The 9769-nt window shown below is 66.1% G+C and carries 14 protein-coding genes and 2 pseudogenes; 11 read left to right on the forward strand and 5 right to left on the reverse strand.

All coding sequences use genetic code 11. The annotated features are described in order from the left end of the window. Window positions 1-64 precede the first annotated feature (64 nt). Window positions 65-1405, reverse strand: coding sequence for a recombinase family protein (locus tag Q0568_RS01075; RefSeq protein WP_298860819.1), 1341 nt, complete (start codon window positions 1403-1405; stop codon window positions 65-67). Between the two features lie 145 nt (window positions 1406-1550). Between Q0568_RS01075 and Q0568_RS01080 the strand changes: the two genes are divergently transcribed. From Q0568_RS01080 to Q0568_RS01115, 8 genes and pseudogenes are all read left to right on the forward strand, one after another. Continuing rightward, entirely contained in the window at window positions 1551-1988 is a 438-nt protein-coding gene (locus Q0568_RS01080) for a VOC family protein (protein WP_298860821.1), read from the forward strand. 119 nt (window positions 1989-2107) lie between these two features. Beyond that, window positions 2108-2389: a type II toxin-antitoxin system RelE/ParE family toxin gene (locus Q0568_RS01085; RefSeq protein WP_298860824.1), complete on the forward strand. Its 282-nt coding sequence runs from the start codon at window positions 2108-2110 to the stop codon at window positions 2387-2389. Then, the gene (locus tag Q0568_RS01090) at window positions 2364-2678 is read left to right on the forward strand and encodes a HigA family addiction module antitoxin (RefSeq protein ID WP_298860827.1); all 315 of its coding nucleotides are present in this window, start codon (window positions 2364-2366) and stop codon (window positions 2676-2678) included. The genes Q0568_RS01085 and Q0568_RS01090 overlap by 26 nt, the downstream gene beginning before the upstream one ends. Continuing rightward, window positions 2675-3151: an NUDIX domain-containing protein gene (locus Q0568_RS01095; RefSeq protein WP_298860829.1), complete on the forward strand. Its 477-nt coding sequence runs from the start codon at window positions 2675-2677 to the stop codon at window positions 3149-3151. Before Q0568_RS01090 ends, Q0568_RS01095 begins: the two co-directional genes overlap by 4 nt. A gap of 238 nt (window positions 3152-3389) precedes the next feature. Beyond that, a complete protein-coding gene (locus tag Q0568_RS01100; protein WP_298860833.1) occupies window positions 3390-3842 on the forward strand; it encodes a hypothetical protein in 453 nt (150 codons plus the stop codon). A 137-nt stretch (window positions 3843-3979) separates the two neighbouring features. Next, window positions 3980-4195: pseudogene (locus tag Q0568_RS01105) on the forward strand (aldo/keto reductase); the annotation flags it as partial. 26 nt (window positions 4196-4221) lie between these two features. Beyond that, window positions 4222-4659: a cupin domain-containing protein gene (locus Q0568_RS01110; protein WP_298860836.1), complete on the forward strand. Its 438-nt coding sequence runs from the start codon at window positions 4222-4224 to the stop codon at window positions 4657-4659. Next, the gene (locus tag Q0568_RS01115) at window positions 4656-5036 is read left to right on the forward strand and encodes a DUF2255 family protein (protein ID WP_298860839.1); all 381 of its coding nucleotides are present in this window, start codon (window positions 4656-4658) and stop codon (window positions 5034-5036) included. Before Q0568_RS01110 ends, Q0568_RS01115 begins: the two co-directional genes overlap by 4 nt. A 73-nt stretch (window positions 5037-5109) precedes the next feature. Here the strand turns inward: Q0568_RS01115 and Q0568_RS01120 are convergent, their stop codons facing one another. From Q0568_RS01120 to arsM, 3 genes are read right to left on the reverse strand one after another with little or no spacing between them, the layout of a single operon-like run. Next, window positions 5110-5514 carry an arsenate reductase ArsC gene (locus Q0568_RS01120; RefSeq protein ID WP_298860841.1) on the reverse strand — a complete coding sequence of 135 codons (405 nt, stop codon included), beginning with the start codon at window positions 5512-5514 and terminating at the stop codon, window positions 5110-5112. Continuing rightward, window positions 5511-6560: an ACR3 family arsenite efflux transporter gene (gene arsB / locus Q0568_RS01125; RefSeq protein WP_298860885.1), complete on the reverse strand. Its 1050-nt coding sequence runs from the start codon at window positions 6558-6560 to the stop codon at window positions 5511-5513. The genes Q0568_RS01120 and arsB overlap by 4 nt, the downstream gene beginning before the upstream one ends. 58 nt (window positions 6561-6618) lie before the next feature. Then, a complete protein-coding gene (gene arsM / locus Q0568_RS01130; protein WP_298860843.1) occupies window positions 6619-7428 on the reverse strand; it encodes an arsenite methyltransferase in 810 nt (269 codons plus the stop codon). A gap of 86 nt (window positions 7429-7514) precedes the next feature. Between arsM and Q0568_RS01135 the strand changes: the two genes are divergently transcribed. Genes Q0568_RS01135 through Q0568_RS01145 form a run of 3 tightly spaced genes read left to right on the forward strand, consistent with a single transcriptional unit; the run spans window position 7515 to window position 9089 of the window. Continuing rightward, window positions 7515-7886: a metalloregulator ArsR/SmtB family transcription factor gene (locus Q0568_RS01135; protein ID WP_298860846.1), complete on the forward strand. Its 372-nt coding sequence runs from the start codon at window positions 7515-7517 to the stop codon at window positions 7884-7886. Between the two features lie 46 nt (window positions 7887-7932). After that, window positions 7933-8454 (forward strand): GNAT family N-acetyltransferase, encoded by a 522-nt coding sequence (locus Q0568_RS01140; RefSeq protein WP_298860849.1) that lies wholly within the window; start codon window positions 7933-7935, stop codon window positions 8452-8454. Beyond that, complete coding sequence (locus tag Q0568_RS01145; protein WP_298860852.1) at window positions 8442-9089, forward strand: DUF2809 domain-containing protein; 648 nt, start codon at window positions 8442-8444, stop codon at window positions 9087-9089. Before Q0568_RS01140 ends, Q0568_RS01145 begins: the two co-directional genes overlap by 13 nt. Before the next feature lie 28 nt (window positions 9090-9117). Here the strand turns inward: Q0568_RS01145 and Q0568_RS01150 are convergent. After that, window positions 9118-9654: pseudogene (locus Q0568_RS01150) on the reverse strand (class I SAM-dependent methyltransferase); the annotation flags it as partial. Between the last annotated feature and the right edge of the window lie 115 nt (window positions 9655-9769).

Genomic DNA, 9769 nt, shown 5'->3' on the forward strand with positions numbered 1-9769 from the left:
CCAGGGGGCAGGCGTGGGCTGCTAGGACGCCAGACGGACGCTCAGCGACAGCCAGGACGACCCGCTACGCACGCCACACCACGCGCACGGTCCCGGGGTCGAAGCCCTTCCGACCACGGGGCGAGCGCAGCAGGTACACCGTCATAAGCGTGTCGATGAGCGCCCGCTGCCGGTCAAGGTTCAGCGAGTCGAAGCTGTCTAGCATGGCCTTGTACTCGGCCACCACGTCCACCGGTCGGCTGGCACCTGTAAGCGCCTGATCAAGCTCGGCCAGGCGTGCGTTCAGCCCCGCAACGGCCTCCCTGACCTCATCACGCGACATGGTGCCGTCGGCCACCAAGCCCGCGAGTGTGGCCTTGCGGTCGGTCAGTGCGGCTTGCTCGGTGCGTAGGTGGTCGGTGTCCACATCGGGGGCCAGTGCAGCAAGGAACGCCGGATCGGCCAGGCGTGCCCGCGCCAGCCGCAACACGAAGTCGTCCACGGCCTCCAGGGATCGGTTCAGACGGCACACGGGGCAGGCGTACCGGCCACCGCTGCCAGCAGTGCGCACCGTGGGGCCATCGGGGGCAGGGTCACCGGGCTGCACCGTGAGCACGCGCGCGCACTCGCCACAGCGGAACAGGCTGGTGCCCAGGTGCTTACGTGCCGTGCTGCCGGTGCGGTTGGTCTGGCGGGCAGGGTCGGCCAAGCGCCGGTTCACACTGTCGAACAGTTCACCTGACACCAGCGCCTCCCAGTCGCCCACGCCTACGACCTCACCCTTGTACACCCGACGGCCAGCGTAACGGGGGTTAGTCAGGATGGTGCGCACGCTGCTCGGGGTGATGCCGTGCTGCCGTGACAGCGACCGTAGCGTCAGCCCCGTGCTGAAGCCGTCGAACAGGGCGCGCACCATGTCGGCCTCATCTGGCACCACGTCGCCCTCGGTGGTGTAGCCCTTCAAGCGGGTGCCCTTGGGTACGCCACCCTTCGCCGCGCGCTGGGCATTGGCGCGGCTCTGGCGCTCGCCCTTGCGGCGGACCTCGAACCGGGCGATGGACGCCAACATGGACGCCCTGAACTCACCGTCAGCCGTGGTCAGGTCAATCTCACCGTCAAGCGTCACCAGCATCAGCCCGTGGTCAATCAGGGTGTTCAGGTCGCGGGTGGAGCGCACCACGCGGTCAAGGTCCACACCGATCACCACATCCAGGCCGTCAGCGGCTGCCAGCATGCGTCCCCAGGCGGTGCCCTTGCCGCGTGGCTTGCTGGCGCTCACGTCGTTGTCGATGAAGGCCTCCACCACCACCCAGCCGCGTGCTGTGGCTAGCGCGGTGGTGCGCTCGGTCTGCCGCTCGATGCCTTCATCGTCGGACTTGGACTGCCGTAGGTACAGCGCGGCACGCTTGCGGGTAGTGGTGGCCATACCGCTAACAGTAACGTAACCCGGTGGAGTTCCGCTTCAACGTCTGACCCTCCCCGGTCGTTGAGCGAGCGAAGCGAGACGAAACGCGGCGACCGCCGTCCTCCACACACCGCATGCTGAGGTGTAAGCCTGGCAGGGTGGAATCGTGACTACGCCAGACATCGAACCTGATCTCGTTCCAGAACTGCTTGTCTCGAGTATTGGTGTCAGCCTTGACTTCTGGTGTGGACTGTGTGGTTTTGATGTCGCGTATGAGCGACCAGGCGAAGGGTTCGCCTACATCACGCGGGGCACTGCCCACCTCATGCTCGAAGAGCGTGGCGTCGGGCGCAACTGGCTCACCGGGGAGCTCATCCAGCCATTCGGCCGTGGGATCAACTTGCAGGTCCGTGTGCCTGAGGTCGGCCCCGTCGTCGAAGCACTCAGACAGGCGGGCATGGCTCTCTTCATGGAGCCCGAGACGAAGTGGTACCGCGTCAGTGACACCGAGGAAGCGGGCGTTCGCCAGTTCCTCGTCACTGATCCGGATGGGTATCTGATTCGGTTCCAGAGTTCGATCGGACGGCGTGAACCCGCGTACTGATGAGCATGTGCTGTCCCACATCCACAGACGACACCGCTAACGGCAACGCACCCCGGTGGAGTTTCGATTTAACGTGTAGCGTTATTGACGCATCGCGTTAAACGTGGCATGCTGTAGACGTGATCAGGTCCTTCGCCGACAAGGTGACCGAGCGACTTTGGCATCGCGACAAGGTGCCGTCGGTCGATCCCCGTGTCCAGAAGGCAACCATTCGAAAGCTGACGCAGATCCACGCCGCTCGATTCCTCGACTCGCTGCGCGTTCCCCCGGGCAACCGTTTGGAGTCACTCAAAGGCGACCGTGTGGGGCAGCACAGCATCCGCGTCAACGATCAATGGCGAATCTGTTTCACCTGGACAGAAGGAGGTGCCGAAGATGTCGAACTCGTCGACTATCACTGAGAAGTGGGATCCTGTTCATCCAGGTGAGGTTCTCATGGAGGACTTCATCGAAGGGTTCGGGATCACGCAGAACAAGCTGGCTGTATCCATCGGCGTGCCACCACGCCGCATCAATGAGATCGTGCACGGTAAGCGTGCGATCACTGCTGACACGGCATTGCGCCTTGGGCGCTACTTCGGGATCGACCCGCAGTTCTGGCTCAACCTGCAGGCGCACTATGAACTGGAGCTGGCTCAGGACCGAGTGTCTGAGCAGATCGCGGCGATCACGCCGTTGAAGGCCGCGTGAGCAGCGGACCAGTGCGTCGAGTCGTCCGGAAGGTCGTCGGCTACGTCGTGCATGAGCGGCGGCTGCTCGTGTTCACGCACGACGATGTGCCTCTCGAAGTGGCCGGAGTTCAGGTGCCTGCCGGCACGATAGAGGTGGACGAGTCTCCTGAGGCAGCGATCGTGCGTGAGGTCTTCGAAGAGACAGGGCTCACCGTTCGAGTCGTCGGTGCCTTGGGCGTCGAACGCTACGACGTGTGGCCCTCCAAACCGGAAGTGCACGAGCGACACTTCTTCCAACTGGACCCGGTGGAGAATGAAATTCCTGAACGGTGGAGCGCAGGTGAAGGAGATCCTTCAGATAACGGCGATGTCCAGCGGTGGACGTGCTACTGGATGCCACTGGAACAGGCTCACGTGCTGTCTGCAGGGTTTGGGGCACGACTCGGCGAGATCGTGCCCGGGTCTGCAGTGATACCGCTGACGGTGACGTGACCCGGTGGAGTTCCGCTTCAACGTCTGAGCCCTCCCGGTCGTTGAGCGAGCGAAGCGAGACGAAACGCAGCAACGTAGGCTGGAGTCCAGTCATGGCCTGGAGGTGGGGATCGTCGGCGATCACGGACAATGCCGGATGGCGGATCGCCGGTCAGATGTCGATCCGTGACGTGACCCGGCGGAACTCCGCTTCAACGTCTGACGGTTTGGTGGACGGCGGTACATGAATGGTTCCCGAATGTTGAGGCGTATTAAGCGACGTCTCACGAGGAAGCGCTGGGCAGCAGTTGCGGCCACGGCGACGCTGGTGGTCGGTCTGTGCGCAATGGGCCTGTCCTGGGGCACCTGGGGCGTGTTCGTGACCTGCAGTGCCCTGACATTGGTGGGCGCTGCGGCTCCGGCGCTGTTGCTTCTGCCGCGGAGTGCGGTGACGCGGATGCTGGTCATGCAGGTGGCGTCCTGTGCGATGTGGTTCATGCTCATCGGATGGGGGCTGGTCGCACTGCTGAACCCCGAGTACACCGTCGGTTGGGGATTTCCGACCAAAGGCGGCGGTGGCATGCGCGTGGAATATGAGGCTGACGCATGGTGGATAGGTTGGACCGTGCTCAGCACGGGGGTCGCCTGCGCTGCACTGATCATCACCGTCGAGATACTCCCTGGCATCCGTCGAGCTCGAGCGAAGCGCTGACATCGGGAGAAGCTGTTCGGCGCCTCACTCCTGGCCTTCCATGATGCTGTGCAGCACGGCGGTCGCGCCGATGCCCTGACGAAGGGTGTACCAGTGGAGCCTCCCTGACGCCCGCCGGCGGAACTAGCGTTGTGGGCATGAACAGAGCACTCGGACAAGGGCTGCAGATCTCTGCGATCGGACTCGGAGCGATGGGGATGTCGCAGAGCTACGGTCCCAATCCCCGCGATCGTGACCAGATGATCGCCGTACTGCGCTCGGCCGTGGAGGAGGGCGTGACCTTCTTCGACACCGCTGAGGTGTACGGCCCCTACGTCGACGAAGAGCTCGTCGGCGAGGCGCTGCAGCCGATCGCTAGATGAGAACGGAAGACGACGAAATGACACGCGACGAATTCGACCAGCCCTTCCCGCTCGGAGAGCCCAATGACGCCTACGCGCAGTACTTCATCGGGCAGAGCTTCCTGGCTCCGCTCGCCGCCGGCAGCGTTCCGGTGAGCAACGTGAGCTTCGAGCCGGGCTGCCGCAACAACTGGCACATCCACCACGGCACGGGAGGTGGAGGCGACCAGATCCTGATGTGCACCGCAGGATCCGGCTGGTACCAGGCCGACGGAGAGGAACCGATCAGCATGGAACCGGGGACCGTGGTGCGCGTTCCCGCCGGTACGAAGCACTGGCACGGAGCCAAGGCGGATGCCTGGTTCAGCCACCTGGCCCTCATCACGCCAGGCGAGGGCGTCAGCAACGAGTGGCTCGAGCCGGTCACCGACGAGGTGTACGGCCGGCTGCCGCAGAACGGAGAGACGCACTCATGACCGCATGGACACCCGAGCAGATCGAGGCCATCGGGTCGACCGACGACTTCCACATCTCCCCGTACCGCGACGACGGCATCACTCCGGGTACGCCCACCTGGATCTGGTCGGTCGTCGTCGACGGCGACGTCTACGTTCGCGCGTACAACGGCACCGCCTCACGCTGGTACCGCTCCGCGCTGGCCCAGCGGGCCGGCCGGATCCGGGCAGGAGGGCTCGACGCAGAGGTCGCATTCACGACTGTCGACGACGCCGCGCTCAACGGCCGCACCGACCGCGCCTACTCCGAGAAGTACGCGGGCAGCCCCTACCTGCCGCCCATGATCACGGCGAAGACGCGCGCCGCCACCGTGCGCGTCAGGCCCCGGGCCGAGTAGCACAGGGAGGATGGCGGACAGGATACGTCCTTGTTGTCTCACGCCGCGGGCAGGGATGCCACGCCGGTGGCGATCAGCCGAGCAGGCTGCTGATCAGCGCTTCGACGCGTGATCTGATGTCGTCACGGATCGGCCGCACCGCTTCGATGTCCTGGCCTGCGGGGTCATCCAGCTTCCAGTCCTCGTAGCGCTTGCCGGGGAAGACCGGGCAGGCATCTCCGCATCCCATGGTGATGACCACGTCGGACTCCTGCACAGCCTCGGACGTGAGCACCTTCGGGGACTCTGCGGAGATGTCGACGTCTGCCTCGTTCATGGCCTCGACCGCGACGGGGTTGATCTGGTCGGTGGGCAGCGACCCGGCTGACCGGATGTCGATCCGATCGCCGGCCAAGTGGCGCAGCCAGCCGGCGGCCATCTGGGAGCGTCCGGCGTTGTGCACGCAGACGAACAGGACGGACGGCTTCTTCTCGGTCACGGGGTCCTCTCGACAGCAGTGAGTGGGGTGGTCTTGTGCCGCTTGCGGATGGCCAGCGCGACGTAGACGAGGCCGACGAGGACCGGCACCTCGATCAGCGGTCCGACGACGCCCGCGAGCGCCTGCCCGGAGGTCACGCCGAACGTTGCGATGGCCACGGCGATGGCCAGCTCGAAGTTGTTCCCTGCTGCCGTGAATGCCAGCGTGGTGGTCCGCTCGTAGGGGAGGCCGGCCGCCTTGCCCAGGGCGAAGCCGCCGCCCCACATCAGCACGAAGTACGCGAGCAGCGGCACGGCGATCCTCGCCACGTCGGCCGGGCGACTGGTGATCTGCTCGCCCTGCAGCGCGAACAGGATGACGATGGTGAACAGCAGTCCGTACAGGGCCCACGGTCCGAGCCGCGGCAGGAACTGCCGCTCGTACCACTGGCGCCCTCGGGCTCTCTCTCCGAGCCGGCGCGTCAGGTAGCCGGCGATCAGCGGTACGCCGAGGAACACCAGAACCGAGCCGGCGATCTGCCAGGGTGACACGTCCAGCTGCGCCTGCGGCAGGTCGAGCCAGCCGGGCAGTATCGAGAGGTAGAACCAGCCGAGCACCGCGAACATCATCACCTGGAACACCGAGTTGATCGCCACCAGCACGGCGGTCGCCTCGCGGTCGCCGCACGCCAGGTCGTTCCAGATGATCACCATGGCGATGCACCGGGCGAGCCCTACGACGATCAGCCCGGTACGGTATTCGGGCAGATCGGGAAGCAGCAGCCAGGCCAAGGCGAACATGAGCGCCGGTCCGACGAGCCAGTTCAGCACGAGCGAACTGACCAGCAGCCGCTTGTCGCCGGTGACAGCGCCCAGGCGGTCGTAGCGGACCTTGGCCAGGACCGGGTACATCATCACCAGCAGGCCCAGCGCGATCGGCAACGACACTCCTTGGACCTCGACGGCGCTGAGCGCGGTGCCGAGTCCCGGGACGACGCGGCCCAGCAGGAGACCTGCCACCATGGCCACGCCGATCCACGCCGGAAGGAATCGGTCCAGTGTCGACATCTGCCGCAGCAGCGGTTCACCAGGAGTCGCGGTGCGGGTGTCGAGGTCGGCCGTGCCCTCAGTCATCGAGCGGCTTGACGGCCCGGATCAGCGCCGAGTGCATTCCCGGGGCGGCCTCGTGCGTGAACGTCACCTCGGCGTCGACGAACCCGACGGATGCCAAGCCGTCGAGGTACTCGGCGCGGGAGAGCGCTCCGGCGATGCAGCCGACGTAGGAACCGCGCTCCGCGCGATCGGCAGGGGTGAGATGGTCCTCGGCGACGACGTCGGAGATGCCGATGCGGCCGCCGGGAACGAGCACGCGGAACATCTCGGCCAGGACGGCGGGCTTGTCCGTGGAGAGGTTGATGACGCAGTTGGAGATCACCACGTCGACGGCGGCATCCGGCAGCGGCACGTTCTCGATGGTCCCCTTGAGGAACCCGACGTTCATCGCGCCCGCCTTTGCCTTGTTGGCATTCGCCAGCTCGAGCATCTCGTCGATCATGTCCACGCCGTAGGCGAAACCGGTCGGCCCGACCCGACGCGCCGAGAGCAGCACGTCGATGCCGCCGCCTGAGCCCAGATCGAGCACCTTCTCGCCCTGGTGCAGGTCTGCGACCATCATCGGGTTGCCGCAGCCCAGCGACGCCGCGATCGCCTCGGCAGGCAGCTCGCCCTGCTCGTCGGCGGAGTAGAGGCTCGAGCCGAAGGCGTCCTCGACAGTGCCGCTGCCGCCGCAGCACGAGGCGTTCTCGGCAGGGCTGCAACAGGATCGGCCCGCGTCGATGACGGTCAACGCATCGCGGCTTCCGCGAGTGACAGCGCTCGCCGCTGCGGCGTACCGCGCGCGGACGCGCTCCCGGGTCTCGGTGTCTGCGTCGGTCATTTCCGTGCCTCCTATCGAAGAATGTCGATGTATCGATCCTCCCGCACCCATCGACGTTCGTCAATGCGTCGCGTAGGGTGGATCCCATGAACTCCAGGGTCGAGCTGCCGATCAGGCCAGTGGGTGTCGCCGCGTGCTGCTCGCCGCTGACCGGGGGTGCGCTGGACGACGAGTCCGCCGATCAGTTGGCACGGGTGTTCAAGGCGCTCGGCGATCCCACGAGGGTGCGCTTGATCTCCCTCATCGCGGCTGCACAGGGAGCGGAGGCCTGCATCTGCGACCTGACCGACCCCGTGGGGCTCAGCCAGCCGACCGTCTCGCATCACATGAAGGTTCTTGCTGAGGCGGGCCTTGTCACGCGCGAGCAGCGCGGCAAGTGGGCGTACTACGCACTGGTCCCCGACGCCTTCGACGCACTGCGTCAGGCGGTCAGCTTCGATCAGACGCCGACCTGCTGACGCTCCGATCGGCTGACACCGCTCACCGGGATGTCAGAATCGTGGTGTGGACAGCACCGAATCACGCATTCGGATCCGCCCCTATGGGAGTTCGGATGCCGGTGAAACGCTGCGGATCTTCCAGGATGCGATCACGGTCACTGCGGCCGCGGATTACACGCCCGAGCAGGTCTCGGCATGGGCGCGGCCGGACAGCCGTGACCCCGACGCGTGGGATCGGGCGATGCTCGGGCGCCGGAGCTATGTGGCTCTTATCGGCGACGACATCGCGGGCTTCTCCGATGTGAGCGCAGGCGGCTACGTCGACATGATGTTCGTGTCGCCGCGATTCGCGCGCAGGGGCGTGGCCCGGGAGCTGCTGACATTCCTCGAAGCGCTGGTCCGGCGGAACTCGGCGGAGCGGCTCTCCGCCGACGTCAGCATCACTGCGCGTCCGTTCTTCGAAGCGATGGGCTTCCGGGTCGACGCCGAACAGCATCCCGTGACCGGGGGTGTCATCATGACCAACTTCCACATGACGAAGGATCTCGACGACGAGGGGGAGCCGGAGGGCTCATGCGTCGTCTGATCATCGCGCTGGTCGCGGGAGTCACCGTCGCGGCCGGGCTCGCCGTGCACCTGATCGCGCCGGAAGGGGCGATCAATGATGCGGTCGGCGACGTGCTCTACGCCGTGCTGATCACTCTGCTCGTCCTGTTCATCGCGCCGCGGGCGCGGTGGCGGGTCACCGGCGCGATTGCTCTCGGCTGGTGCTTCGGCGTCGAATTCCTGCAGCTCACCTCGCTGCCGGCTCAGTGGGCGGCATCCGTCCCTCCGCTGCGGCTGGTGCTCGGCAGCGGATTCTCCGCGTGGGATCTGCTCTGGTACGCGGTGGGTGTCGCGTTCGCCGTCGGGGTCGACGCATCGCTTGTCCATCGTCGAAGGATGACCCGCATATGCCTGTCCGGAAGCCTGATCTGCGCCGACCCCGCTCAGGCCGCACTCGTCGAACGCCTGCTGCCCGCGCACGTCGCACGCACGCGTGAAGAGCCCGGATGCCTGAGCTTCGAGGTCAGGCGCACCGAAGACCCGCTGGTCTGGCGCGTCTCCGAACTGTTCGAGGATCACGTCGCTTTCGACGCGCACCAGGCCCGGGTCGCCGACAGCGAATGGGGACGGGAGACCGTCGGCATCCGCCGCGATTACGTCGTCACGTCCGATTGAGCCGTCGCCGGCGGTCTCGATGTTCTCGTCAGCCCGCCCGGCGGGCACGCATCACCGCATCGTGCACGTGGCGGGTCGAGACTGCTCCCGCGGGCCGGTCGCGCCGCTCGTGGAGCTCGATCTCCCACTCCGGCGAGGCGGTCAACGCGGTGACGAAATCATCCATGCCGACGTAAGCCTCGTGGTCGTAGGGGTGGGTGACGTCCGGGCTCTCCTGCGCCACGGCTGTGCGGATGTCTCCGCTGTCGTGATTGATGATCAGCAGATGGCCGCCGGGTGCGACGGCATCCAGGATATTGGCGACACCGCGCGCATCGGGGGTCCGCGGAATCGACGCGTACGCGGCCATGACCAGGTCGTATCGGGTGGCTCCGAAGGGTGAAGCTGTATTGGCATCCGCTCGCAGGGTGTCCACCCGCAACCTGCGCTGCTGTGCCGCGGCGCGGATGCGGTCGAGGGCCGGCTGCGAGATGTCGCTCGCGGTGACCTGCCAGCCCTGCTCTGCAAGCCAGAGCGCATCGCCGCCTTCTCCTGCTCCGACGTCGAGAGCGGTTCCCGGCTCAAGCGCAGTCGCCTCGGCGACGAGCGCGCCGTTGGGGTTGCCGCTCCAGACCGGTCCGCTGCGTGAGTATTAGCGTTTCTGAGCACCATCGGTATTGCGGTTGAGCACCGCTCGCTGA

This window comes from uncultured Microbacterium sp. (assembly GCF_937927635.1).
Lineage (GTDB): Bacteria > Actinomycetota > Actinomycetes > Actinomycetales > Microbacteriaceae > Microbacterium.

Bases quoted from the DNA above. Each gene is read 5' to 3' on its own strand.
- arsB (WP_298860885.1), bottom strand. From the start codon at position 6,560: ATGTCGACACTGGACCGATTCCTTCCGGCGTGGATCGGCGTGGCCATG.
- Q0568_RS01145 (WP_298860852.1), top strand. From the start codon at position 8,442: ATGCGTCGTCTGATCATCGCGCTGGTCGCGGGAGTCACCGTCGCGGCC.
- Q0568_RS01100 (WP_298860833.1), top strand. From the start codon at position 3,390: ATGTTGAGGCGTATTAAGCGACGTCTCACGAGGAAGCGCTGGGCAGCA.
- Q0568_RS01135 (WP_298860846.1), top strand. From the start codon at position 7,515: ATGAACTCCAGGGTCGAGCTGCCGATCAGGCCAGTGGGTGTCGCCGCG.
- Q0568_RS01115 (WP_298860839.1), top strand. From the start codon at position 4,656: ATGACCGCATGGACACCCGAGCAGATCGAGGCCATCGGGTCGACCGAC.
- Q0568_RS01075 (WP_298860819.1), bottom strand. From the start codon at position 1,405: ATGGCCACCACTACCCGCAAGCGTGCCGCGCTGTACCTACGGCAGTCC.
- arsM (WP_298860843.1), bottom strand. From the start codon at position 7,428: ATGACCGACGCAGACACCGAGACCCGGGAGCGCGTCCGCGCGCGGTAC.
- Q0568_RS01090 (WP_298860827.1), top strand. From the start codon at position 2,364: ATGTCGAACTCGTCGACTATCACTGAGAAGTGGGATCCTGTTCATCCA.
- Q0568_RS01110 (WP_298860836.1), top strand. From the start codon at position 4,222: ATGACACGCGACGAATTCGACCAGCCCTTCCCGCTCGGAGAGCCCAAT.